The 22,993-nt window shown below is 67.6% G+C and carries 23 protein-coding genes; 9 read left to right on the forward strand and 14 right to left on the reverse strand.

All coding sequences use genetic code 11. The features are described 5' to 3' along the window. The first annotated feature begins 155 nt into the window (after positions 1-155). From AC4OR5_RS11490 to AC4OR5_RS11500, 3 genes are all read left to right on the forward strand, one after another. Positions 156-1,250, forward strand: a complete 1,095-nt coding sequence (locus AC4OR5_RS11490) for a hypothetical protein (protein WP_003110414.1) — start codon at positions 156-158, stop codon at positions 1,248-1,250. Next, positions 1,247-2,287: a hypothetical protein gene (locus tag AC4OR5_RS11495; protein WP_012613491.1), complete on the forward strand. Its 1,041-nt coding sequence runs from the start codon at positions 1,247-1,249 to the stop codon at positions 2,285-2,287. Before AC4OR5_RS11490 ends, AC4OR5_RS11495 begins: the two co-directional genes overlap by 4 nt. 70 nt (positions 2,288-2,357) lie before the next feature. After that, the gene (locus AC4OR5_RS11500) at positions 2,358-2,864 is read left to right on the forward strand and encodes a dihydrofolate reductase (RefSeq protein WP_003084430.1); all 507 of its coding nucleotides are present in this window, start codon (positions 2,358-2,360) and stop codon (positions 2,862-2,864) included. A 15-nt stretch (positions 2,865-2,879) separates the two neighbouring features. Here AC4OR5_RS11500 and AC4OR5_RS11505 read toward each other — a convergent pair whose 3' ends face one another. The 5 genes from AC4OR5_RS11505 to pfpI all read right to left on the reverse strand — a co-directional run bounded on the left by AC4OR5_RS11505 (position 2,880) and on the right by pfpI (position 9,082). Further along, a complete protein-coding gene (locus tag AC4OR5_RS11505; RefSeq protein WP_003102894.1) occupies positions 2,880-3,353 on the reverse strand; it encodes a metallophosphoesterase family protein in 474 nt (157 codons plus the stop codon). Between the two features lie 138 nt (positions 3,354-3,491). After that, positions 3,492-4,877, reverse strand: a complete 1,386-nt coding sequence (locus AC4OR5_RS11510; RefSeq protein ID WP_003102887.1) for a nucleobase:cation symporter-2 family protein — start codon at positions 4,875-4,877, stop codon at positions 3,492-3,494. A 229-nt stretch (positions 4,878-5,106) separates the two neighbouring features. Further along, positions 5,107-6,945 (reverse strand): dihydroxy-acid dehydratase, encoded by a 1,839-nt coding sequence (ilvD, locus tag AC4OR5_RS11515; protein WP_003084436.1) that lies wholly within the window; start codon positions 6,943-6,945, stop codon positions 5,107-5,109. 328 nt (positions 6,946-7,273) lie between these two features. Beyond that, entirely contained in the window at positions 7,274-8,470 is a 1,197-nt protein-coding gene (locus AC4OR5_RS11520; RefSeq protein WP_003084438.1) for a class I SAM-dependent rRNA methyltransferase, read from the reverse strand. A gap of 72 nt (positions 8,471-8,542) precedes the next feature. After that, the gene (gene pfpI / locus AC4OR5_RS11525) at positions 8,543-9,082 is read right to left on the reverse strand and encodes a protease PfpI (protein ID WP_003110411.1); all 540 of its coding nucleotides are present in this window, start codon (positions 9,080-9,082) and stop codon (positions 8,543-8,545) included. Positions 9,083-9,298: 216 nt separating this feature from the next. Here pfpI and AC4OR5_RS11530 point away from each other — a divergent pair, with 216 nt between their 5' ends. The 5 genes from AC4OR5_RS11530 (at position 9,299) to AC4OR5_RS11550 (ending at position 13,331) form a co-directional block, all read left to right on the forward strand. Then, positions 9,299-10,123, forward strand: a complete 825-nt coding sequence (locus AC4OR5_RS11530) for an HDOD domain-containing protein (RefSeq protein ID WP_003128920.1) — start codon at positions 9,299-9,301, stop codon at positions 10,121-10,123. Between the two features lie 58 nt (positions 10,124-10,181). Further along, positions 10,182-10,994, forward strand: a complete 813-nt coding sequence (gene mutM / locus AC4OR5_RS11535; protein WP_003102876.1) for a bifunctional DNA-formamidopyrimidine glycosylase/DNA-(apurinic or apyrimidinic site) lyase — start codon at positions 10,182-10,184, stop codon at positions 10,992-10,994. A gap of 76 nt (positions 10,995-11,070) precedes the next feature. Then, complete coding sequence (locus AC4OR5_RS11540) at positions 11,071-11,649, forward strand: lysophospholipid acyltransferase family protein (RefSeq protein WP_003084450.1); 579 nt, start codon at positions 11,071-11,073, stop codon at positions 11,647-11,649. 82 nt (positions 11,650-11,731) lie between these two features. Continuing rightward, entirely contained in the window at positions 11,732-12,076 is a 345-nt protein-coding gene (locus tag AC4OR5_RS11545; RefSeq protein WP_003084452.1) for a hypothetical protein, read from the forward strand. 268 nt (positions 12,077-12,344) lie between these two features. Then, positions 12,345-13,331 carry a tetratricopeptide repeat protein gene (locus AC4OR5_RS11550; RefSeq protein ID WP_058160865.1) on the forward strand — a complete coding sequence of 329 codons (987 nt, stop codon included), beginning with the start codon at positions 12,345-12,347 and terminating at the stop codon, positions 13,329-13,331. A 112-nt stretch (positions 13,332-13,443) separates the two neighbouring features. On the opposite strand, the gene AC4OR5_RS11555 is transcribed toward AC4OR5_RS11550, so the two are convergent. The 7 genes from AC4OR5_RS11555 to AC4OR5_RS11585 form a co-directional block, all read right to left on the reverse strand. Then, entirely contained in the window at positions 13,444-13,875 is a 432-nt protein-coding gene (locus tag AC4OR5_RS11555) for a hypothetical protein (protein WP_003084454.1), read from the reverse strand. Positions 13,876-14,026: 151 nt separating this feature from the next. After that, the gene (gene ggt / locus AC4OR5_RS11560) at positions 14,027-15,760 is read right to left on the reverse strand and encodes a gamma-glutamyltransferase (protein WP_023436057.1); all 1,734 of its coding nucleotides are present in this window, start codon (positions 15,758-15,760) and stop codon (positions 14,027-14,029) included. Positions 15,761-15,887: 127 nt separating this feature from the next. Then, positions 15,888-16,139 carry a YfhL family 4Fe-4S dicluster ferredoxin gene (locus AC4OR5_RS11565; protein ID WP_003084462.1) on the reverse strand — a complete coding sequence of 84 codons (252 nt, stop codon included), beginning with the start codon at positions 16,137-16,139 and terminating at the stop codon, positions 15,888-15,890. Between the two features lie 120 nt (positions 16,140-16,259). Next, positions 16,260-16,739 (reverse strand): pantetheine-phosphate adenylyltransferase, encoded by a 480-nt coding sequence (gene coaD, locus AC4OR5_RS11570; RefSeq protein WP_003084466.1) that lies wholly within the window; start codon positions 16,737-16,739, stop codon positions 16,260-16,262. 151 nt (positions 16,740-16,890) lie between these two features. Next, positions 16,891-18,486, reverse strand: coding sequence for a GMC family oxidoreductase (locus AC4OR5_RS11575; protein ID WP_023107620.1), 1,596 nt, complete (start codon positions 18,484-18,486; stop codon positions 16,891-16,893). A 55-nt stretch (positions 18,487-18,541) separates the two neighbouring features. After that, on the reverse strand, positions 18,542-19,090 hold the full coding sequence (locus AC4OR5_RS11580; protein ID WP_003084486.1) for a hypothetical protein: 549 nt from the start codon (positions 19,088-19,090) through the stop codon (positions 18,542-18,544). Between the two features lie 54 nt (positions 19,091-19,144). Continuing rightward, positions 19,145-20,575: a coniferyl aldehyde dehydrogenase gene (locus AC4OR5_RS11585; RefSeq protein ID WP_058160867.1), complete on the reverse strand. Its 1,431-nt coding sequence runs from the start codon at positions 20,573-20,575 to the stop codon at positions 19,145-19,147. 288 nt (positions 20,576-20,863) lie between these two features. Here AC4OR5_RS11585 and AC4OR5_RS11590 point away from each other — a divergent pair, with 288 nt between their 5' ends. After that, positions 20,864-21,511 carry a TetR/AcrR family transcriptional regulator gene (locus AC4OR5_RS11590; protein WP_058160869.1) on the forward strand — a complete coding sequence of 216 codons (648 nt, stop codon included), beginning with the start codon at positions 20,864-20,866 and terminating at the stop codon, positions 21,509-21,511. Here AC4OR5_RS11590 and AC4OR5_RS11595 read toward each other — a convergent pair. Continuing rightward, complete coding sequence (locus AC4OR5_RS11595; RefSeq protein WP_043094735.1) at positions 21,496-21,906, reverse strand: GNAT family N-acetyltransferase; 411 nt, start codon at positions 21,904-21,906, stop codon at positions 21,496-21,498. The genes AC4OR5_RS11590 and AC4OR5_RS11595 overlap by 16 nt on opposite strands. 62 nt (positions 21,907-21,968) lie before the next feature. Continuing rightward, positions 21,969-22,967: a hydrolase gene (locus AC4OR5_RS11600; protein ID WP_058160871.1), complete on the reverse strand. Its 999-nt coding sequence runs from the start codon at positions 22,965-22,967 to the stop codon at positions 21,969-21,971. Between the last annotated feature and the right edge of the window lie 26 nt (positions 22,968-22,993).

A 22,993-nucleotide genomic window follows, 5' to 3' on the forward strand; every position in this document is an offset into this window, starting at 1 on the left:
CAGGTGATACTTCTTTGCCCGTTTCGCGACATTCCCGTGACAATCGCCGCCAGCGTGACGACGTCGGCGTTTTCCCGGCCAATCCAACGAAAGGGGCGGACGGCCGGGGCAGGGTATAGGGTGACGGCGCTCGCATAACAATAAGAGGATCGGTGATGGCTTCCGCGCAACCTGCCTCCGCGTTTCCCTGCCTGTCGTTGCAACTGGCCTGCCTGTTGCTGGGCGCCTGGCTGGCCTTCGATGCCCACGGTGGCGGCCAGGCCGTGGCGCCGCCGGCCCGTGTCGAAGCGCGTGTGCCGACGGCCGCTACCGATGACTGGGGGCGCCAGCCGGACAGCCTGATGAGCGCCGTGCCGCCGCGTACGCTGGAGGCGAGCGTCGGCGCCCGCGGCTCGGGATCGGCGAGTTCGCGACTGTGGATCGCCGATACCGACTTCCGCCTGCACGACGACATCGGTTTCTTCATCCAGCGCATGCTGATCCGCATGGAACCGACTCGTCCCGGCGCGCCCTTGTCGCTCGACGATCCGACGGCGATGGTGGCGCGGATCCAGGCCGGCGAGATATTCGTCAGCGACGCCACCCTGGCGACCCTGCTCAACCAGGACCTCGCCGCGTCCCGCGCGGCCGTGCGCAACCTCAGGATGAGCACCCGCAAGGACGGCCAGGAAGTGCGTGGCGAGTTGTTGCGCAAGGGGCGCTGGCGGCCGCTGCGGATGCTCACCGAGATCGAGCTGAGCGGTCCGCTGGAGGTGACCCTGGTACCCCGGCGGATCTTCGTCGACGGGGTCGAGGTCACTTCGTCGCTGGCGGCGGCCTCGATCGAGATGTCCGAGGTGCTGAAGCTGAAGACCCGGCACATGGAGCTGGTCGGCAACCGCATCCGCGTCGACCTCGACGGTTTGTTCCCGCCGCCGCGCCTGGACTTCCGCGTCAGTCGCCTGGCCCTGGCGGACGGCGGCATGCAACTCGCCCTCGGCGACTCCCTGGCCGACCTGCAATGGCCGGCATTACGGGCGCCGGACAGCTACATGTTCATCGAGGGCGGCGATATCAAGATGGCGCGCACCGTGCTGGTCAAGGCCTACGCCCTGTTCACCAGCCTCAGCCCGGGGCAGCCGCTGCTGTTCAATCTCTACGACTACCGGCGGCAACTGCAGAACGGTGTGATCCGCCTGCGCGAGGACGGCATGGTGCAGATCGCCGTGTCGCCGGTGAAGGCGCCGGCGCCGCTGGAGGCACGGCTGTGAGCCGGCGTCCGTGGGGCGTGCTGCTTGGCTGGTGCCTGTTGGCGGCCAGCGCGGTCCAGGCCGAAAGCGCCATCGACCGGCAGCAACGCGAACTGGCCCTGCTGCGCGAGGGCTGGTACCGGCAGGTCCCGCCGGCGCCGGTGCCGCTGCCCATGCGTACGGCCGGGCCGGCGGATTCCGGCCAGGATGGCGTCGGCATACTGCTGCGCAACGTGGACATGTACCTGCGCGGCAACATCGGTTTCCACGTGCCCGAGGTGAAGGGCTGGCTGGTGCCGAACCGGGCCGGCCAGCCGGTGGACTTCGACCGCCCGCAGGACATGCATTTCCAGGTGATGGAGGGTGAGGTGCTGCTCAGCCCGCGGCAGCTGGCCAACCTGTTCAACGAGCACATCCTCGCCTACGACGGGACCATGTTGAAGGACTTCCGCATGAGCAGTGCGGCGGGACGCCTGGAGGTGGAGGGGCGGGTGCGTCCGCTCGGCGTAGGGCCCTGGCTGCCGCTGCGGCTGGGCGGCGGCGTGGAGGTGGACGCGGCCAGCGGCGCGCTGGTCTATCGGCCCGACCAGTTGAAGGTGATCGGTCTGCCGCTGTACGGGGCGATGAGCCTGGTCGGCTTGCCGATGTCGGCGCTGGTCAGCCTCGATCGGCCGGGGGCGAGCCTGGTCGGCAGCGCCATGCGCTTGGACTACCGCAAGGTCTTCCCGCTGCTGGGCATCGATGGCCACGTACAGGAGGCCTGGCTCGACGACCAGGGGCTGCACCTGCGTTTCTCCCAGGCGCCCGGCCAGCCGTCGCCGGTGTTCAGCCCGCCGGCCGCGGCGGGCCCATCCTTCCTCTGGCTACAGTCCGGCGACCTGAAGATCTTCGAAATCCTCATCACCTACGCCCAGGTGCTGCTGAAGACCGAGACCCCGGACCAGGTGCTGACCTTCAACCTGCAGGACTACCGCAAGGTGTTGGCGACCGGTACCACCCAGGTCAACGAGGATGGCACCTTCTTCATGCAGGTGCCGCCGTATGCCAATCCCTTGTAGGCCGGGCCTGGAGTCCGCCGGCGCGAGTGTTTATCCTCGCGCCTTTGTCCTTCCACGATGAGGTAACCCCATGGCACGACCGCTGGCGATGATCGCCGCCCTTGGCGAGAACCGCGCGATCGGCATCGACAACCGCCTGCCCTGGCGCCTGCCGGCCGACCTCAAGCATTTCAAGGCGATGACCCTCGGCAAGCCGGTGATCATGGGGCGCAAGACCTGGGACTCGCTGGGTCGGCCGCTGCCGGGCCGGCTCAACCTGGTGGTCAGCCGCCAGGCCGGCCTGGCACTGGAGGGTGCGGAAGTGTTCGCCAGCCTGGACGCCGCGCTGGCGCGCGCCGAGGCGTGGGCGCAGGCGGAGGACGCCGACGAACTGATGCTGATCGGCGGCGCCCAGCTCTATGCCGAGGCCTTGCCGCGCGCCGCGCGTCTCTACCTGACCCGGGTTGGCCTGGCGCCGGAGGGCGACGCCTTTTTCCCCGAGATCGATGGTGCGGCCTGGCGCCTGGCGTCGAGCATCGAACACGCCGCGGCTGACGATGCGCCTGCCTACGCCTTCGAGGTATGGGAGCGCCGCTGACGGTTCCAGGCGGGGTCAGAGGGTGATCAGCTCCGCCTCGATCTTCTTCCCCGCCACTTCCAGCACGCCGATCCCGATCGGCAAGCTGAAGCGCCGCGGCCCGGCGCTGCCCGGGTTGAGGTAGAGCACGCCGTCGCGCTCTTCCTTCAGCGGCTTGTGCGAATGTCCGGCGACCACCACGTCGATGCCTTCGGCGGCCGGGTCGAGGTCGAGTCGCTTGAGGTCGTGCAGTACGTAGAGGGTCAGCCGGCCGATCTTCAGCAGCAGGCGCTCGGGGATGTCCGCCGCCCAGTCCTGGGTGTCGTTGTTGCCGCGCACCACCGAGAGCGGCGCCAGGCGTTCCAGCTCGGCGAGGATTTCCGGCTTGCCGATGTCGCCGGCATGGATCAACTGGTCGCAGCCGCGCAACCGTTCCAGCGCCTCGGGCCGGAGCAGGCCATGGGTGTCGGCGATCAGGCCGATGCGCAACGGGCGGCGGGACTGGGGCATGGGCGCGGGTCCGGGTTGCGGGACGGAAGAGGGTGGCCGACGGGCATGGCCATGCCGTCGATCATACCCAACCATTGGCCGGGTACGAAAACCCTTCGGCGAAAACCGCGACGCCACCCGGAGGTGGCGCCGCGCCTATCAGTGTCCGGCCTTCTGGACCGGGCTTTCCGGCAGGAACCAGTTCAGCAGCAGGGCGCAGATGCCGCCGGTGGCGACCCCGGATTCCAGCACGTTGCGCAGCGCCGCGGGCATGTGCGCGAGGAACTCCGGCACCTGCGAAACGCCCAGGCCGAGGGCCAGGGACACGGCGATGATCAGCAGGGCGCGGCGGTCCAGCTGGATGCCGGCGAGGATGTTGATGCCCGAAGCGGCCACCGCGCCGAACATCACCATCGCCGCGCCGCCCAGTACCGGTTCCGGCACCGCCTGGATGACGCCGGCGACGCTCGGGAACAGGCCGAGCAGGACCAGCATGGCGGCGATCCACAGGCCGACGTAGCGGCTGGCCACGCCGGTGAGCTGGATCACCCCGTTGTTCTGGGCGAACACCGAGCTGGGGAAGGTATTGAAGATACCGGCGAGGAACGAGTTGGCGCCGTTGACCAGCACGCCGCCCTTGATCCGCTGCATCCACAGCGGGCCTTCCACCGGCTGCTTCGACACCTTGCTGGTGGCGGTGACGTCGCCGATGGCTTCCAGGGAAGTGACCAGGTAGATCACCAGCATCGGGATGAACAGCGGCCAGGAGAAGTCCAGGCCGAAGTGCAGCGGGGTCGGTACCTGGAACAGCTCGGCCTGGTGCATGCCGGTGAAGTCCAGGCGGCCGAGGTAGCCGGCCAGCGCGTAGCCGACGGCCAGGGCGATGACGATGGCGCAACTGCGCATCCATACCACCGGGATGCGGTTGAGCACCACGATGATGCCCAGCACCACGCCGGACAGCAGCAGGTTCTCGCCGTTGGCGAAGGTGCCGTTGGACATCGCCGAGAAGCCGCCACCCATGCTGATCAGGCCGACCTTGATCAGGGTCAGGCCGATCATCAGCACGACGATGCCGGTCACCAGCGGGGTGATCAGCCGCTTGACGAACGGCAGTATGCGCGAGATGCCCATCTCGACGAAGGAGCCGGCGATGACCACGCCGAAGATCGCCGCCATCACGCTTTCCACCGGCGTGCCCTGCTTGACCATCAGCGCCCCGCCGGCGATCAGCGGGCCGACGAAGTTGAAGCTGGTGCCCTGGACGATCAACAGTCCGGCGCCGAACGGGCCGAAGCGCTTGCACTGGACGAAGGTGGCGATGCCGGAGATCACCAGCGACATCGACACGATCAGATTGGTGTCGCGCGGCGATACGCCCAGCGCCTGGCAGATCAGCAGGCCGGGGGTAACGATTGGCACGATGATCGCCAGCAGGTGCTGGAGGGCGGCGAGCAGGGCGATGGGAGCGCTGGGACGGTCGTCCAGGCCATAGACCAGGTCGTTGCGGGCGCTGGCGTCCGACGGGCTTTGCAGGGAACTCATGGTGGCGGTCCGGGGAAAAAGAGCGCGATTTTACTGGGCGAACGCGGTCTCGCCCAGGCCTGGCTGCGCCGCATGTCGGCGGATAACGCCGGTGGCGTATGCGCCCTACGGTTGGAGCGTGGGTGAGCGGTAGGGCGAATGACCGCTTGCGGTTATCCGCCATTCGGCGTGCGCACGCGCGAATGAAAAAGCCCGGCGCGGGACCGGGCTTTTTTCGTCGCGGGACGATTCAGCCGTCCAGCAGCGCCTTGTTGCGTACCGCGCCCTTGTCGGCGCTGGTGGCGAGCAGGGCGTAGGCCTTGAGCGCGGTGCTGACGCGGCGGGCACGCGGCGCGGCCGGCTTCCAGCCCTTCTTGTCCTGTTCGGCGCGGCGGGCGGCGAGTTCTTCGTCGCTGACCAGCAGGTTGATCGAGCGATTGGGAATGTCGATCAACACCTTGTCGCCGTCCTGCACCAGGCCGATGGCGCCGCCGGCGGCGGCTTCCGGGGAGGCGTGGCCGATGGACAGGCCCGAGGTGCCGCCGGAGAAGCGTCCGTCGGTGAGCAGGGCGCACTGCTTGCCCAGTCCCTTGGACTTCAGGTAGCTGGTCGGATAGAGCATTTCCTGCATGCCCGGCCCGCCCTTCGGTCCTTCGTAGCGGATGATCACGATGTCGCCGGCCTTCACCTCGTCGCCGAGGATGCCTTTCACCGCGGCGTCCTGGCTTTCGAAGATCTTCGCGCTGCCTTCGAACACGTGGATCGACTCGTCGACCCCGGCGGTCTTCACCACGCAGCCGTCGAGAGCGATGTTGCCGTAGAGCACGGCCAGCCCGCCTTCCTTGGAATAGGCATGCTCGACGCTGCGGATGCAGCCCTCGGCGCGGTCGTCGTCCAGGCTCGGCCAGCGGGTGTTCTGGCTGAACGCGGTCTGGGTCGGGATGCCCGCCGGACCGGCCTTGAAGAAGGTGTGCACGGCTTCGTCGCGGGTCTGGGTGATGTCCCACTGGGCGATGGCGTCGGCCATGCTCGGGCTGTGCACGGTGGGGACGTCGGTGTGCAGCAGGCCACCGCGGGCCAGTTCGCCGAGGATGGAGAAGATGCCGCCGGCGCGATGCACGTCTTCCATGTGGTACTTCTGGATGTTCGGCGCCACCTTGCACAGTTGCGGCACCTTGCGCGACAGGCGGTCGATGTCGCGCAGGTCGAACGGCACCTCGGCCTCCTGGGCGGCGGCCAGCAGGTGCAGGATGGTATTGGTCGAGCCGCCCATGGCGATGTCCAGGGTCATGGCGTTCTCGAAGGCCTTGAAGTTGGCGATGTTGCGCGGCAGCACGCTGTCGTCGCCTTCGCCGTAGTAGCGCTGGCAGAGTTCCACGGCCAGGCGCCCGGCGCGCAGGAACAGTTGCTCGCGGTCGGCGTGGGTGGCCAGGGTCGAGCCGTTGCCCGGCAGCGACAGGCCGAGCGCCTCGGTCAGGCAGTTCATCGAGTTGGCGGTGAACATGCCGGAGCAGGAGCCGCAGGTCGGGCAGGCGCTGCGCTCGTACTCGGCGACCTTCTCGTCGGAGCAGGAGTCGTCGGCGGCCACCACCATGGCATCGACCAGGTCCAGGCCGTGGCTGGCCAGCTTGGTCTTGCCGGCTTCCATCGGCCCGCCGGAGACGAACACTACCGGGATGTTCAGGCGCAGCGCCGCCATCAGCATGCCGGGGGTGATCTTGTCGCAGTTGGAGATGCAGACGATGGCGTCGGCGCAGTGGGCGTTGACCATGTATTCCACGGAGTCGGCGATGATCTCCCGGCTCGGCAGCGAATAGAGCATGCCGTCGTGGCCCATGGCGATGCCGTCGTCGACGGCGATGGTGTTGAATTCCTTGGCCACGCCGCCGGCCTTCTCGATCTCGCGGGCGACCAGTTGGCCGAGGTCCTTCAGGTGCACGTGGCCGGGCACGAACTGGGTGAAGGAGTTGGCGATGGCGATGATCGGCTTCTTGAAGTCTTCGTCCTTCATCCCGGTGGCGCGCCAGAGGGCGCGGGCGCCGGCCATGTTGCGGCCGTGGGTGGAGGTTTTCGAGCGGTAATCGGGCATGACGATTTCCTGCGGCTAATCAGGTTCGGGTTATGACTGTATCGTGAGCGTCGAAGGAACCGGATGCAAACGGGGAATAGCCGAGTGTACGGAGTTGGCCGGGGTCTGAATGGGGTCACCATTGGCGACGGCCTGGGCTCACTGCCCGCCGGGGGATGATTGGCGAGGAATGCCCGGATTCTAAGCCCAGAGCGGGCGAATGGGGAAGGCTGGCGGTCGGCGGAGCGGCGCGTCGCGACCAGGGTTGGCCTCTTGCGCCGCCCGTCGCGCCGCGAGAGGCGGTGGCCGTAGGGCGGATGAACGCAGGCGCTCATCCGCCGGGACGGGCTCAGCCGTTGGGCAGCAGCCGGCAGGTCAGGCTCTTGATGTAGCGGGTTTCCGCGATCGCCAGGTGCACCGGATGGTCGGGGCCCTGGCCGCCGCGCTCGAGCAGCTGGATGTTGCGGTCGAGATGGCGGGCGCTGCCGATCAGGATGTTCTGCAGGTCGTCCTCGGGCAGGTGCATCGAGCAGGAGGCGCTGACCAGGATGCCGTCCTTGCTCAGCAGGCGCATGGCCTGTTCGTTGAGACGGCGGTAGGCGGCCTCGCCGTTCTTCAGGTCCTTCTTGCGCTTGATGAAGGCCGGCGGGTCGGCGATCACCACGTCGAAGCGTTCGTCGGCGGCCTTCAGCTCGCGCAGGGCCTCGAACACGTCGCCCTCGACGCAGGCGACCTTCTCCGCTACGCCGTTCAGCGCCGCGTTGCGCTCGACGCCGTCGAGGGCGAAGGCGGACGCGTCCACGCACATCACTTCGCTGGCGCCGAAGGCGGCGGCCTGGATGCCCCAGCCACCGATATAGCTGAACAGGTCGAGGACCCGCTTGCCCTGCACGTAGGGCGCCAGGCGCGCGCGGTTCATGCGGTGGTCGTAGAACCAGCCGGTCTTCTGCCCGGCCAGCACCGGCGCCTCGAACTTCACGCCGTTCTCTTCCAGCGCGACCCACTCCGGCACTTCGCCGTAGGCGTTGGCCACGTAGCGCTCCAGGCCCTCGGCGTCGCGCGCGCTGGAGTCGTTCTTCCAGAGCACGGCGGCGGGCTTGAGCACTTGCAGCAGGGCGGCGAGCACCTCGTCCTTGCGCAGTTCCATGGCCGCGGACGCCAGTTGCACCACCAGCACGTCGCCGAAGCGATCGACCACCAGGCCGGGCAGCAGGTCGGAATCGCCGTAGACCAGCCGGTAGAACGGCTTGTCGAAAAGCCGCTCGCGCAGGCTGAGGGCGATGTTGATGCGATGAACCAGCAGCGATTTGTCGAGAACGTGCTTGGTATCACGGGAAATGAGGCGGCCGCAGATGAGATTGTTCGGGCTCAGCGCGACGATGCCCAGCGGCTTGCCGTTGGCCATTTCCAGCACCGCCTGGTCGCCGGCGGCGAAGGCGTTCAGCGGCGTCGCGGCGACATCCACCTCGTTGCTGTAGACCCACAGGTGGCCGGCGCGCAGGCGGCGCTCGGCGTTGGCTTTGAGACGCAAGCTGGGCAGGGTCATGGGAAAGGCTCCGGCAAAAGAGCGCGATTATAGCGCAGCGACGGGATTCGCCGCTGCGCGAACGCGGGCCGTTCAGCCGGCGAGGATTTCGATGAATCGACGGTTGAAGGCCGGGATGTCTTCGGGTTTGCGGCTGCTCACCAGCTTGCCGTCCACCGCTACCTCCTGGTCCACCCAGTGGCCGCCGGCGTTGTTGATGTCGTCCTTGAGCGACGGCCAACTGGTCAGGGTACGACCCTGCACCAGGCCGGCGGAGATCAGCAGCCAGGCGCCGTGGCAGATCACCGCCACCGGCTTGCTCGCCTGTTCGGCGCGGATCGCCAGTTCCTGGGCCTTGGCCAGGCTGCGGATCTGGTCGGAATTGATCACCCCGCCGGGCAGCAGCAGGGCGTCGTAGTCGTCCAGGCTGGCGTCTTCGAAGGTGCCGTCGACGCGGAAGGCGTCGGCTGGCTGGTGATGGTTCCAGCCGCGCACCTCGCCGGCCTTGTCGGAAAGAATCCTTACCGTGGCGCCGGCGTCTTCCAGGGCTTTTTTCGGACCGGTCAGTTCGACCTGTTCGAAACCGTCGGTCACCAGGGCGGCGACGACCTTGCCGTGCAGGGATTGGGTCATGGCGTGTCTCCCGATATCGGATGGGGGTATACATTCCGACCCTGGCGGCTGCGGGAAAAGTTCCATGCCCGTTGCCTGGCGCCGCTTTTCCGGCAGAAGCCCGCCCCATGGCGGGGTTCTCCGGGTAAACTGCGCACACCGTCAACTTTCGCCCCCGCCCTCATGGTCCAAGAACTCACCGCCGAGCAGATCCGCCAGGCCCTGCAAGGCATCAGCGTGCCGCCGCAACCCCAGATCATGGTCGACCTGCAGATGGAGCAGGTCATGCCCAATCCGGACCTGAAGAACATCGCCAGGCTGATCAGCCAGGACCCGGGCCTTTCCGGCGCCCTCCTGAAACTGGTGAACTCGCCGTTCTTCGGCCTGGCCAACCGCATCACTTCGATCCAGCGCGCGGTGAACCTGCTGGGCAGTCGTTCGGTGATCAACCTGATCAATGCCCAGTCGATCAAGGGCGAGATGAGCGACGACACCATCGTCACCCTCAACCGTTTCTGGGACACCGCCCAGGACGTGGCCATGAGCTGCCTGAGCCTGGCCAAGCGGGTCGGCTACGAGTCGGTGGACGAAGCCTACGCCCTCGGCCTGTTCCACAACTGCGGCATTCCGCTGATGCTCAAGCGCTTCCCGCACTACATGGCGGTGCTGGAGGAGGCCTATGCCGCCGCCAGCGACGAACGCCGGGTGGTGGACACCGAGAACCGCGTGCTGAACACCAACCATGCGGTGGTCGGCTACTACACCGCGCGTTCCTGGCGCCTGCCGGAGCACGTCTGCGAGGCGATCGCCAACCACCACAACGCGCTGTCGATCTTCGGCGACGAGTCGGCCCGCGACACCCAGCTGAAGAACCTGCTGGCGATCCTGAAGATGGCCGAGCACATCTGCGGCTCGCACCGGATTCTCGGCAACCAGCCGGAAGACCACGAGTGGAACAGCATCGGCGCGCTGGTGCTGGACTACGTCGGGCTCACCGACTACGACTTCGAGAACCTCAAGGGCTCGATCCTCGAGCTGGGCGTCGGCCAGGGCAGCTACTGACTGGCCGCGCCGCGGCGCTTCCTGCTAAGGTGCCGCGGTCAACCGGATTGCTGCCGCCATGCCCGAACTACCCGAAGTCGAAACCACCCGCCGGGGCATCGCCCCCTACCTCGAAGGCCAGCGCGTCGAGCGCGTGATCGTGCGCGAGCGGCGCCTGCGTTGGCCGATCCCCGAAGACCTGGACGTGCGCCTGTCCGGACAACGCATCGTCAGCGTCGAGCGCCGCGCCAAGTACCTGCTGCTGGGCGCCGAGGCCGGTACGCTGATCAGCCACCTGGGCATGTCCGGCAGCCTGAGGCTGGTGGAGAGCGGCACCCCGGCCAGTCGCCACGAGCACGTCGACATCGAGCTGGCCTCGGGCATGGCCCTGCGCTACACCGATCCGCGGCGCTTCGGCGCCATGCTCTGGAGCCTGGCGCCACTGGAACACGAGCTGCTGCGCAACCTCGGCCCGGAACCGCTGACCGACGCTTTCGCCGGCCAGCGTCTGTTCGAGCTGTCGCGCGGGCGGAGCATGGCGGTCAAACCGTTCATCATGGACAACGCGGTGGTGGTCGGGGTCGGCAACATCTACGCCAGCGAAGCGCTGTTCGCCGCCGGCATCGATCCGCGCAAGCCCGCCGGGAGCATCTCCAAGGCGCGCTACCTGCGCCTGGCGGAGGAGATCAAGCGGATCCTGGCGATCGCCATCGAGCGCGGCGGCACCACCCTGCGCGATTTCGTCGGCGGCGACGGCCAGCCCGGTTACTTCCAGCAGGAATTGTTCGTCTATGGCCGTGGCGGGGAGTTCTGCAAGGTCTGCGGCAGCACCCTGCGCGAGATCCGCCTAGGCCAGCGCGCCAGCGTGTACTGCCCGCGCTGCCAACGCTGAAGCGCCGCGCCGCGCATACTCTACCGCCACAAGAAGGGCCGCCACGGTGAGCGGCCTGCCATAAGAAAGGTGCACGATGTCCGGCAATTACCTGCCTCGCAACACCCTGGTCGAGTCGCTCGGCCATGCCATGCTGAAACTCTCCGGCTGGAAGATCGAGGGCCAATTGCCCGCGCTCGACAAGTTCGTGGTGATCGGCGCCCACCACACCTCGAACTGGGACTTCGTGGCCTTCCTTGCCGCCAAGTTCGTCCTGCGCCTGAACGCCCGCTGGTTCGGCAAGCACACCCTGTTCAACGGCCCGCTGGGCGGCCTGATGCGGCGCTGGGGCGGTATCCCGATCCAGCGCCACCTGAAGCTGAATACCGTGGACCAGGCGATCCAGGCCTTCCGCGAGCACCGTGAGTTCATGCTGATCATCGCTCCGGAAGGCACGCGCAAGAAGGTCGACCGCTGGCGCATGGGCTTCTACCACATCGCCCGTGGCGCCGGCGTGCCGGTGGTGCCGGCGGCGCTGGACTACGAGAACCGGCGGATCGTCATCGGCGAACCCTTCTGGCCGACCGGCAACGAGGACGCCGACCTGTGCAGCCTGATCGGCTTCTACCGGCCGTTCATCCCGAAAAAGCCGCACTACGCATTCCTCGGCGATTGAAGGCGGTCACGCTGGCACTACCCGCAGCGCTGTTATAGTTAGGCGATATCTGCCCAACCAAAAACCAGAAAGGACCGCCTCCATGAACCTGTTTCGCACCACCGCGCTCGTGCTGGCGCTGACCACCGGGCTCTCGTCCATGCCCGCGCTGGCGGATGCCGTGCAGGAAAACGCCAGCGGCGACCCGATGTACACCGTCGAAGCGCCCCCCGCGTACGCCATGATCGGCGATCTGCTCATCGCCCGTCCCTTCCTGATCGCCGCCACGGCCGTCGGGGCGGTGGCCTTCGTGGTCAGCCTGCCGTTCACCGCGGCCAGCGGCAGCGTCGGCAAGGCCGGCCAGGCGCTGGTGGTCGATCCGGGCAAGGAAGCCTTCGTCCGTTGCCTGGGCTGCACCACCAGCGGCTATAACCACGACGAAAGCTGAGTCTCCAACGGAATGAAAAAAGCCGGTCATCGACCGGCTTTTTGTTTTCTCGATGCATTGCAGGGGGCACGGAGATTGGGCTAAGTCTTTTCTTCCGCCACGGCAGGCGGCAGCTATAGCGCCGCATCGGCCGATGACAGATGCTCCGCACGGATCGTTCGCGGCACTTGATCGGATTCTCCGATGGTGACAGTGTCCTGCTGACCAGCAAGGTCACAAGGTCGACCAGGGGTGGCCGACCGACTCAACCAAGATAAGGATTTCGCGTATGTTCAGTCAGTGGGTGTTCCTGTCCGTCCTTGCTCTTGCCGTACCCTCGTTCGCCTGGGCGGAGGATGCGGTGTCCGACCTCGGCACGGAGCAGTTCAAGGCCGAGCAGGGCGACAAGCGCGGCGATGAACTGTTCGCCGAATTCACCCGCCTCCGCCAGGCTGCCGAGACGGGTGAGCCGCAGGCGCTGTTCGATTTCGGCGCCTACTTCTACCAGCAACAGAACTACGCCAGCGCGCGCGAATGGTGGGGCAAGGCGGCCGCTGCGGGGATGGTCCGCGCGCAGATCCAACTGGCCATGCTCTATCGCGATGGTGACGGCGGGCCACAGGACAAGACCGAGGCGGCACGCTGGTTCCGGAAGGCCGCGGAGCAGGGGGATGCCGCCGCCCAGAATGAAATGGGCGTTCTCTACTGGAGAGGCGAAGGGGTCGACCAGGACCGGGTGAAGGCCGGGACCTGGTTCGAACGCGCGGCGGCCAGCGGTAGCGAAGACGCCGAAACCAATCTGGGATGGTTCTACCTGGACGACTCGCAAGGCGTCTATTCCGCCACTTCAGACGAGGAAGCCGCCCTGCTGGACCGTTATGCCGGCAGCCGGGAAAAGGCCTTCCAGTGGTTCTGCAAGGCTGCGACCCAGGGAGATGCCCGTGCCCAGTTCAAGGTGGGCGAGGCCTACTGGAACGGTTCCGGTGCCGGGATGAACAAGCTGCAAGCGCGGCTCTGGCTGGAAAAGGCCGCACAGCAGCAGGATGCGGATGCCATCGCCTGGTTGGAGAGCGCCGCGAACGCAGCCTGGTACACCCGCCTGGAAAACTGGATTCACGCTGCGCTGGATGGAGAGCTGTCCGGCGTCGCCGACTGCTCCGGTGTCGCCGATCGCCGGCACTCCGGCCGAGGCATGGAGGGCGCCCCGTCTGAGCCGGAGGCGGTGGAAGCCAGTGCGGAGGATGCGCAGCAGGCGGCTGAAGCGGCGAGCCAGTGAGGCCCGCCGCCTGGATTGCCAGCCGGACTCGTCGGCGAGACGTCTACGCGTGGGCCGGGGCGCCCTGTCGGTCGAGGAGGACCCGGCCGGTCATCGATCGGCTTTTTCTTGTTCAGGGGGTGTAGCGGTATTTCGTTTCCACGTCCTGGCGCTTCCGCGCCAGCGTGGCACCGTCCAATGCGCCGTTGTCGGCCAGCCGTTGCAGTTCGTCGAAGTCGCGCTGGCGCAGCTTCTCCAGGTGCACCCGGGTCGCGGTGTAGTTGATGCGCTGGGATGCGTCGTAGCCGCTCACCGGGTCCCAAAGGATCGACAGCGGCCAGAACAGCAGGTTGACCACCCCGAGTCCGTAGGAACGGCCGTAGAAGGAGCCGCCGCCGGGGAGCAGGCCGAGGGCCGCGCCGGTGCCGGGGGATTTCTCGATGACCGCCAGGTTGCGGGCTTCGTAATACTCAAGTTCGGCCGTCTGCTGCGAGTTGAGGCCGCTGGCGCAACCGCTGGCGAGGGCGAGGGTGGAGGCGATCAGGAGGGGACGAAACAGCGACATCGGGTTTCCTTGCTTTTGATTATCCAGTATCCGTGTGAGCCGCCTGCGCGGCGGCGCGCAAGCTAGCATGGATGGATGTCAAAAGGCCATCATCGATCGCTGGTATCCGCGTTTTTGAGCGCTGTCTCTCGTTTCGCCGCTCTCCTGGGGTTCAGTGCGCCTGGGGCTGTGCCTGCATCTCCGGGGAAAACGCCGAATAACCGATCCCGCGCGGGTCGCTGGCGGCGTCGACGCGGCCGCTGCGCTTGTCCCAGTAGAGCACCTGCTGGTTGCCGTAGCTGCGCTCCAGGCGTTTGAGCTGATAGCCGCGCCGGCGCAGTTCGGCGGCCTCGGCATCGCTGAAGGCGCGCGGTTCGTACTCGACGACGTCCGGCTTGTACTGGTGGTGGTAGCGCGGCGCGGCGACCCATTGGCCGACCGGGCGGCCGTCGAAGTACTGCAGCATGGAGATCAGCACCATGCTCGGGATGCGGCTGCCGCCAGGGGTGCCGAAGGCGGCGAAGTCGGTCGGGCTTTCCAGGAAGCTCGGGCTCATGCTCGACAGCGGGCGCTTGCCGGCCGCCACCGCGTTCGCCTGGCTGCCGGCCAGGCCGTAGCTGTTGGCGCCCTGGGTGTCGGCGGCGAAATCGTCCATCTCGTTGTTCAGCACCACGCCGGTACCGGGAACGGTGAAGGCAGCGCCGAACGGCAGGTTCACCGAGAGGGTGGCGGCCACCGCGTTGCCCTGGGCATCGATCACCGCGAAGTGGGTGGTGTGGTCGCCTTCGCGCCAGGCCGGCGCCTCCGGCAGCGCCGAGCTGGGCGTGGCGCGGCGCGGGTCGATGCCGGCGGCAAGGCGCTTCAGGTAGTCCGGCGCCAGCAACCTGGGCAGCGGGTTGGCGACGAAGTCCGGGTCGCCGAGCAGGCCTCGATCGCGGTAGGCACGGCGCAGGACCTCCAGCACGTAATGGGCGCGCTGTACCGGCTCGGCTTTCTGCCACGGCAGCTGTTCCAGCATCTGCAGGCTCTGCGCCAGGGCCACGCCGCCGGCCGAGGGCGGCGGTGCGCTGATCAGTTCGCGGCCGTTGGCCAGCTTCACCTCCAGGGGGCGGCGTTCGATCACCCGGTAGTCGCGCAGGTCGGCGGCGCTCCAGATGCCGCCGCCGGCGCGGACCCCGGTGAGCAGCTTGTCCGCTGTCTCGCCTTCGTAGAAGCCGATCCGCCCGTAGCGCCCGAGGCGTTCCAGGGTACGTGCCAACTGCGGTTGGCGGAGCAGGTTCCATTCGTCGGGGATTCCGCCCTTGTCGAGGAAGATCCGCGCGGTTTCCGGGTCCTTGCGCATCGCTTCCAGGCGCATGGCGGCGCGGTCGCGGTAGACCCGGTCGACGGATACGCCATCCACCGCCAGGCGGATCGCCGGCACCAGGTTGTCGGCCAGGGGCTTGCGTCCGTAGCGGCCGCTCAATTCGACCAGCGCCGCCGGCAAGCCGGGGATCGCCGCCGCCAGCGGGCCGTCGACGGACAGCCTGGGGTCGACCTTGCCGTTGCGCCGGTACATGTCGGCGTAGGCGGCCTTCGGCGCGCGCTCGCGGGCGTCGAGGAAGCGATAGGTCGGCTGCGCGCCGGCCTGGCGCAGAAGGAAGAATCCACCGCCGCCGAGTCCCGAGCCGTAAGGCTCGGCTACCGCCAGGGCAGCGGCGATGGCCGCCGCGGCGTCGAAGGCGTTGCCGCCATTGGCCAGGGTTTCCAGGCCGGCGACGGTCGCGGCCGGATGCGGCGTGGCGACGGCGGCCTGCTGCGGTGCGTGGGCGTCGCCGCGAAAGCTGTCGGCATGCGCCGCGAGGCTGAGCAGGGACAGGCCGCAGGCGGCGACCAGGGTACGGACGGGCAGGTTCAGGAAGGACATGGCGGCTCACTGTTCAGCGGCGTTCGCGGGACGGGACCGCGAACGCCTCAGACTGGATTGCCAAGGATAGCCAAAAGCGCGTCGGACGGGGCGCGAACCGTCCCTGAAGGACAGGCGCCGGCGGGGATCAGGCCTTGCCGGTGATCTTCCGGTATTTCTCCATCAACTGGTCCTTGCTCTCGACATTGGCGTCGTCGAGGGGAATGCAGTCCACCGGACAGACCTGCTGGCACTGCGGCTCGTCGTAGTGGCCGACGCACTCGGTGCAGAGATTGGGATCGATCACATAGATTTCTTCGCCTTGCGAGATCGCGCCGTTCGGGCATTCGGGTTCGCAGACGTCGCAATTGATGCAATCGTCAGTGATTTTCAGGGACATCTAACAACTCCAACCGCGACGGACAGCCACGGCATCGGTAACGGGAATAGCGGAATTGTGCCGCATCGGCGCCCGCAGTGCACGCGGGGCGCCGACGGGAGGCCGGCGAAGAGACGCGGATCAGCGCTTGAAACGTTCCGCCAGGGCGTCTGCCACGGCCGGATGCACGAACTTGCTGATATCCCCGCCGAGAGCGGCGATTTCCCGGACCAGCGTCGAAGAAATGAAGGAATACTTCTCCGACGGGGTGAGGAACATGCTTTCCACGTCGGGGGCGAGCTGGCGGTTCATGTTGGCCAGCTGGAACTCGTACTCGAAGTCGGAAACCGCGCGCAGGCCGCGGAGGAAGACATTCGCCTTCTGCTCCTTGACGAAGTGCGCCAGCAGGGTGGAGAAGCCCACCACCTCGACGTTCGGCAGGTGCTTGGTGACCTCCTGGGCCAGCGCCACCCGCTGTTCCAGGCTGAACAGGGGGTTCTTCTTGGGGCTGGCGGCGACCGCGATGATCACATGGTCGAAAAGCCGTGAAGCACGTTCGATCAGATCGCCGTGACCCTTGGTGATGGGATCGAAGGTGCCTGGGTACAGCACTCGGTTCATCGCTACGTCCTGGCAGGGTTTCGTAAGGGAATCGGATGGTAGCGCAGGGATGCCCGTGCGGCCAAGACGCACGGGCCATCGGCCTTTAGCCCATAGGTCTGATGGCGCCGGGCCGGCTGCCGCGGCGCGCGGCCGGCCGGGCGGCGGCGGTTCAGGCCCTGGCCAGGCGTTCGGCCAGCGCGCTGGCCAGTTGCGCGGTAAGACCGTAGACCGAGAGCTGCGGGTTGGCGCCGATGCTGGTGGGGAACAGCGAGCCGTCGTGGATCGACAGGTTCTGCAGGTGGTGATGGCGGCCGAGGCTGTCGGCCACCGCCACGGCCGGGTCTTCGCCCATGGCGCAGCCGCCCATGACGTGGGCGCTGCCCAGGCGCGTGCGGTAGATCTCCAGGCGCAGGCCGTCGATGATCCCGCGCGCCTCCTGCAGGTTCTTCGCGCTACGCGCGTCGCTGTGCACCGGCCGCACTTCCCGGGCGCCGGCGGCGAACTGGATCTCCGCCATGGTATGGAAGGCACGGCGGATACCGTCCCAGGTGTAGTCGGTCATCCGGTAGTCGAGCACCGGGGTGTCGTCGCCGCGCAGGCCGACCGAGCCCTCCGCGCTGTCCGGGTGGAAGCCGTCGCGGAGCAGGGCGAGCATCATGTTGGTATGCGGTAGCTGTTCCATGCGCAGGGCGTTGTCGCTGCCGAAGCCGCCGAGCAGCACCGAGGCCAGCGACGGTTGCAGCGGCGGCACCTCCAGTTTGTAGGACATGCGTCCGGTGACACCGTCGTCCCATTGGAAATGGTCGGAGTAGATCGACTGCGGTGCGCCGTAGAAGGGGTTGATCACCCGGTCGAACAGCCCCGCGCTGAAATTCACCGTGTGCAGGAAGGTGCGCTTGCCGACCCGCTGGCTCGGATCAGGCGCCTTCGAGCGGAGAAGAATCGCCGGGGTGTTGATGCCGCCGCCGGAGAGCACGTAGTGCCTGGCCCGGACCCTGATCCGGCGGCCGTTGGGCGCCACGCAGCGCTCATCCATGCCCAGGCATTCGAGGCCCGTCACCTTGTCGCCGTCCAGCAGCAGGCGGTTGGCGCGCGCCAGGTAGAGCAGCTCGCCGCCCTTGTCGAGGGTCGCCGGGATGGTGGTGACCAGCATCGACTGCTTGGCGTTGACCGGGCAGCCCATGCCGCAGTAGCCGAGGTTCCAGCAACCGAGGACGTTGCGCGGGATGACCTTCCAGTGATAGCCGAGCTTCTCGCAGCCCAGGCGGATCACGTCGTTGTTGGCGTTCGGCGGCAGCGCCCAGGGCGCCACGTGCAGGCGCTGCTCCATTTTCTCGAACCAGGGCGCCATGTCCTCCGCGCTGTGGCCCTTGACCCCGTAGACCTGGGCCCAGTGCTGCAGGGTCGGTTCCGGGGTGCGGAAGCTGCTGGTCCAGTTGATCAGGGTGGTGCCGCCCACGGCGCGGCCCTGGAGGATGGTGATGGCGCCGTCCTTGCTCATCCGGCCGATGCCTTCCTGGTACAGCTCGGGGTAGGCGTCGGCCTCCTGCATCTTGAAATCGCTGCTGGTCTTCAGCGGGCCTTCTTCCACCAGCAGCACCTTCAGGCCGGCGGCGCTGAGGATTTCCGCGGTGGTGCCGCCGCCGGCGCCGGTGCCGACCACGACCACGTCGGCCTCCAGCTCCAGGTCGGCGTCCAGGCGCGAGCCGTTGTAGGTTTTCCAGCCGCGGGCGAGGCCCTCGGCGAACAGATCGGGTACAGGCATGAATGCACTCTCAGGCTAGGCGGCTTCGGGCTCTTCGTATTGTTCCGGGGGCGGCTCAAGCGATCTTCGGCGGTCCGGGATAGCCACAATGGGCCCACGCCTCGGGGCGGGCGTACCAGGCCATCATCGCCAGTTGCATCAGCGAACTGTGGCCCATCCGCAACAGGCCGATGAAGCTGTTTTCCCAGCGCGAAAGGAATGCCCGCACGTCGTCGCCGCTGGCGTTCTCCCAACTGCCCCAGATACCGGTCAGCGGGCCACGGGTGAGCGGCAGGGCGAGCACGTCGAAGAGTTGCTGGGTGAGCTTGAACATCTCCGGGGAGAGCCGCGCCAGGTTGTGGTCGAGGCTCTGGATCGCGCCCTCCACGGCTTTCGGCATCTGCTCGGCGGAAACCGCGCCGAGCAGCATCACCGGCAGCAGCGCACGGAGGAACGGCAGGTCGGATTCGCGGACCTTTTCCAGGCCGCTCGCCGGTTTCTCCGCCGAACAGCCGGTGAGGCTGGCGGTGACGCCCGCGGTGGCGAGGAAGGCGCCGCCGATCAGGCCGACTTTCATCAGGCTGCGTCGGGACAGGCCGGCGCTTTCGAGAGTGGTGTCGCTCATTGTTGTTATGTCACCTGCAGCGTAGGAATGAGGGGGCGCCGCACGCGCCCCGGTTCAGCGCACGAACAGCTTGTAGACGAGCTTCTGGATCGACTTGCCGTAGGGCGGGTAGATCATTCGCGCGGCGTTGAAGCGCGGCTTGCTGAACACGCCCTTGGCCTTGCTGAAGGTGAGGAAGCCCTCGTGGCCATGGTAGTGGCCCATGCCGGAGGGGCCGACGCCACCGAACGGGATGTCGTCCTGGGCGACGTGCAGCAGGGTGTCGTTCAGGCACACGCCGCCCGAGTGGGTCTCGTGCAGCACGCGCTGCTGCTGCGCCTTGTCGTAGCCGAAGTAGTACAGGGCCAGCGGTCGCGGGCGCTGGTTGACGTAGGCCAGGGCGTCTTCCAGGCGCTCGTAGGGGATCACCGGCAGCAGCGGGCCGAAGATTTCCTCCTGCATCACTTTCATGTCGTCGCTGACGTTCAGCAGCAGCGTCTGCGGCAGGCGCCGCTGCTGGCCCTCGGCGAACAGCGGGACGAGGGTCGCGCCCTTCTCGCGGGCGTCGTCGAGATAGCCCCGGAGGCGGCCAAGCTGGCGCTCGTTGATGATCGCGGTGTAGTCGGGGTTGTCCGAAAGACGCGGGAAGAAGCCCTGGACCACGTCCTTGTACTGGCTGACGAATTCCTCGACGCGCCGGCTCGGTACCAGCACGTAGTCGGGCGCGACGCAGGTCTGCCCGGCGTTGAGGCTCTTGCCGAAGGCGATCCGCTCGGCGGCGTCCTTCATCGGCACGCTGTCGGAGACGATCGCCGGCGACTTGCCGCCCAGCTCCAGGGTGACCGGGGTCAGGTTCTCGGCGGCGGCGCGCATCACGTGCTTGCCGACGCTGGTGGCGCCGGTGAACAGCAGGTGGTCGAACGGCAGCTTGGAAAAGGCCACGCCGACGTCCACCTCGCCGAGCACCACGGCGACCTGGTCCTCGGGGAAGATCCGCGCCAGCAGGTCCTTGAGCAGGCGCCCGGTGGCCGGGGTCGACTCGCTCATCTTGATCATCACCCGGTTGCCGGCGGCGAGGGCCCCGGTCAGCGGGCCGATGGAGAGGAACAGCGGATAGTTCCAAGGCACGATCACCCCGACCACGCCCAGCGGCTGGTACACCACCTGGGCCGAGGCCGGCTGGAATTGCAGGCCGACCGCGCGGCGCGCGGGCTTCATCCATTTCTTCACGCGCTTGGCGGCGTAGTGGATGCCGTGCAGGCTGGGCATGATCTCGGCGAGCAGGGTCTCGTCGGCGGAGCGCGTGCTGAAGTCCTGGTCTATGGCCTCGATCAGTGCCTGCTGCTCCTTGAACAGCAGCTCGCGCAGGGCCTTCAGCCACTGCACGCGCTGCGTGGCGTCGGGCATCGGCTGCGCCAGGTAGGCGGCGCGCTGGCGGGCGAAGAGGGCTTCGAGCTGGTTGATTTCCTGCTGGCTCTGCTGCAGGTAGGCGATATCGGCGACCATGGGCTGGCTCCTCGGCGAAGCGTGGGCGGCTGCGTGGCCGCACGTCTGTCGTTATGGCGGACCTGGCTCGGTCCGATGAATTTCGCTGCGTCGCTGGATTTCTAGAGTAAATACTCTAAAGTGTCAAACAGCATGCCTGCCAGCCCGCCGCTTGCGTACCCAACGAAAGGCGGGCCGGTCGCCGGCCGCCACCCCGGGGGCTGACCCGGGCGGCCAGCTTTGTGTACCTTCTACGCTGTCACGGCGGGGCGCCCCCCGCACTGTTACCCGAACGAGCCCGTCGTCCCTATGGCACCACGCATCAAGACCCGCGACCGCATCGCCCAGGCCAGCCTGGAACTGTTCAACGCCCAGGGCGAACGCAGCGTCACCACCAACCATATCGCCACCCACCTGGGTATATCGCCTGGGAACCTCTACTACCACTACCCGAACAAGCAGGCGATCATCGCCGAGCTGTTCGCCGAGTACGAAAGCCACGTCGAGAGCTTCCTGCGCCTGCCCGAAGGGCGGGGTCTGACGGTGGACGACAAGACCTTCTACCTGGAAGCGCTACTGGCCGCGATGTGGCGCTACCGCTTCCTCCACCGCGACCTCGAGCACCTGCTGGAAAGCGACCCGGAGTTGGCGGCGCGCTACCGCGCCTTCGCCCAGCGTTGCCTGGTCAACGCCAAGGCGATCTACCGGGGCTTCACCGAGGCCGGCATCCTGCGGATGAACGAGACCCAGCTGGAGGCCCTGACCCTCAACGCCTGGATCATCCTCACCTCCTGGGTGCGCTTCCTCTGCACCACCCTCGATCTCGACGGCGACCTCAACGAGGCGCAACTGCGTCGCGGCATCTACCAGGTGCTGGCGCTGGAGAGCGGGCACATCGAGGCGCAGGCCCAGGATGCGGTGGACGGGATTTCCGAGCGGCTCTACGTGCCGCTCTGATCGCGCAGGGTTTTCTCCAGCACCTGCTGGATGTGGATGCCGTGGCGGCGGAAGAAGGCTTCGGTGCCGAGGGTGGCGTCGGTGAACAGGTAGGCGCCGCGATGATCCTCGGCGAAGCGCCGCAGCAGGGCTGCGCCGACGCCGCTGCGCTGTGCGCCGGGCAGCACGGCGATTTCCGCCAGCCAGACGCGGATCGGTGTTTCTTCCTCGGCGCGCAGCAGGCCGACCAGGTGGCCGTCGCGTTCGGCCAGCAGGGAATAGCCGGAATGCTGGTACAGCGTGCGTAGCTCGGCTGGCGGCATGCGCCGGTCCCAGCCGACCGCCGCGTGGATCGCCAGGATCGCCTCGCAGTCGGCGTCGTCGAGTACCGGGTTGTGTCGCAGCGTCAGTTCCATTCGCCCCCCTTTTTCCTTCAGCCTGCACCTATTCTGCCGCTCGTCGTCGGGCGCCGGCCAGCTCAGTGCTGCCGCAGGCGGGCCTCCAGCCAGTCGGGGATGCGTCGTTCCAGGTAGTAGGTGGGCTGGCGCGGAGAGCCGTCGACGAAGCCGACGTGACCGCCGCGGGCGTGCAGCTCCAGCTCGGTGCAGGGCGCCAGCTCGCTGCGATCGGGCAGGCTGCGGGCGAACACGAAGGGGTCGTCGCTGGAATGGATGATCAGGCTCGGCGTGCGGATGTCCGGCAGGTAGTAGCGGCTGGACGCGCGCCGATAGTAATCCCTGGCGTCGGCGAAGCCGTGCAGCGGCGCGGTGACCCGGCCGTCGAAGTCCCAGAAGGTGCGCATGCCCTCCAGCGGACCGAGGCGTTGCAGGGCGGCCAGGCCTTCCGCCTGGCCCTGCTCGCCGAACAGCCGCTGCTTGTCCTGCACGTAGGCCAGCATGGCCTTCATGAAGTGCGCCTGGTAGACCCGGGAAAAGCCCAGGCCGATGCGGTCGGCGCACTCGTCCAGGCGGAACGGCACCGACACCGCGACGCCGCCCAGCAGCGGGCAGTCCCCAGCGGTTTCGCCCAGGTACTTGAGCAGCACGTTGCCGCCCAGCGAGTAGCCGACCGCGTACAGCGGCGCCTGCGGGCGCCTGGCGCGCAGGTGCGCGACCACCTCGGCGAGGTCGTCGCTGACCCCGGAATGGTAGCCGCGCGGCAGGCGGTTCGGCTCCCCCGAGCAACCGCGCCAGTTCAGCGCCACGCTGGCCCAGCCGCGCTCCAGCAGGGCGCGCTGCAGACCGAGGATGTAGTGTGACGAGGATGACCCGGTGAGGCCGTGCAGTGCCAGCACCAGCGGGGTTTCGGCATCGTGCGGGCCGGCCCAGTCGAGGTCGATGAAGTCGCCATCGGCCAGCCACAGGCGTTCGCGCTGCCGTTCCAGGGCCGGCCTGCGGCGGAAGAACGGGCTCCACAGGGTCTGCAGGTGCGGATTGGGCAGCCACCAGGCGGGCTGGAAGGTCGGGGACGCGGTCATGCGCAGGTCATGGGCGGTGGTGGTGT

Source organism: Pseudomonas sp. YA1 (assembly GCF_058680555.1).

Bases quoted from the DNA above. Each gene is read 5' to 3' on its own strand.
- ilvD (WP_003084436.1), bottom strand. From the start codon at position 6,945: ATGCCCGATTACCGCTCGAAAACCTCCACCCACGGCCGCAACATGGCC.
- AC4OR5_RS11595 (WP_043094735.1), bottom strand. From the start codon at position 21,906: ATGGAACTGACGCTGCGACACAACCCGGTACTCGACGACGCCGACTGC.
- AC4OR5_RS11550 (WP_058160865.1), top strand. From the start codon at position 12,345: ATGTTCAGTCAGTGGGTGTTCCTGTCCGTCCTTGCTCTTGCCGTACCC.
- AC4OR5_RS11545 (WP_003084452.1), top strand. From the start codon at position 11,732: ATGAACCTGTTTCGCACCACCGCGCTCGTGCTGGCGCTGACCACCGGG.
- AC4OR5_RS11500 (WP_003084430.1), top strand. From the start codon at position 2,358: ATGGCACGACCGCTGGCGATGATCGCCGCCCTTGGCGAGAACCGCGCG.
- AC4OR5_RS11580 (WP_003084486.1), bottom strand. From the start codon at position 19,090: ATGAGCGACACCACTCTCGAAAGCGCCGGCCTGTCCCGACGCAGCCTG.
- AC4OR5_RS11590 (WP_058160869.1), top strand. From the start codon at position 20,864: ATGGCACCACGCATCAAGACCCGCGACCGCATCGCCCAGGCCAGCCTG.
- AC4OR5_RS11490 (WP_003110414.1), top strand. From the start codon at position 156: ATGGCTTCCGCGCAACCTGCCTCCGCGTTTCCCTGCCTGTCGTTGCAA.
- ggt (WP_023436057.1), bottom strand. From the start codon at position 15,760: ATGTCCTTCCTGAACCTGCCCGTCCGTACCCTGGTCGCCGCCTGCGGC.
- AC4OR5_RS11510 (WP_003102887.1), bottom strand. From the start codon at position 4,877: ATGAGTTCCCTGCAAAGCCCGTCGGACGCCAGCGCCCGCAACGACCTG.
- coaD (WP_003084466.1), bottom strand. From the start codon at position 16,739: ATGAACCGAGTGCTGTACCCAGGCACCTTCGATCCCATCACCAAGGGT.
- AC4OR5_RS11520 (WP_003084438.1), bottom strand. From the start codon at position 8,470: ATGACCCTGCCCAGCTTGCGTCTCAAAGCCAACGCCGAGCGCCGCCTG.
- AC4OR5_RS11600 (WP_058160871.1), bottom strand. From the start codon at position 22,967: ATGACCGCGTCCCCGACCTTCCAGCCCGCCTGGTGGCTGCCCAATCCG.
- AC4OR5_RS11585 (WP_058160867.1), bottom strand. From the start codon at position 20,575: ATGGTCGCCGATATCGCCTACCTGCAGCAGAGCCAGCAGGAAATCAAC.
- AC4OR5_RS11540 (WP_003084450.1), top strand. From the start codon at position 11,071: ATGTCCGGCAATTACCTGCCTCGCAACACCCTGGTCGAGTCGCTCGGC.
- mutM (WP_003102876.1), top strand. From the start codon at position 10,182: ATGCCCGAACTACCCGAAGTCGAAACCACCCGCCGGGGCATCGCCCCC.
- AC4OR5_RS11555 (WP_003084454.1), bottom strand. From the start codon at position 13,875: ATGTCGCTGTTTCGTCCCCTCCTGATCGCCTCCACCCTCGCCCTCGCC.
- AC4OR5_RS11565 (WP_003084462.1), bottom strand. From the start codon at position 16,139: ATGTCCCTGAAAATCACTGACGATTGCATCAATTGCGACGTCTGCGAA.
- pfpI (WP_003110411.1), bottom strand. From the start codon at position 9,082: ATGACCCAATCCCTGCACGGCAAGGTCGTCGCCGCCCTGGTGACCGAC.
- AC4OR5_RS11575 (WP_023107620.1), bottom strand. From the start codon at position 18,486: ATGCCTGTACCCGATCTGTTCGCCGAGGGCCTCGCCCGCGGCTGGAAA.
- AC4OR5_RS11505 (WP_003102894.1), bottom strand. From the start codon at position 3,353: ATGCCCCAGTCCCGCCGCCCGTTGCGCATCGGCCTGATCGCCGACACC.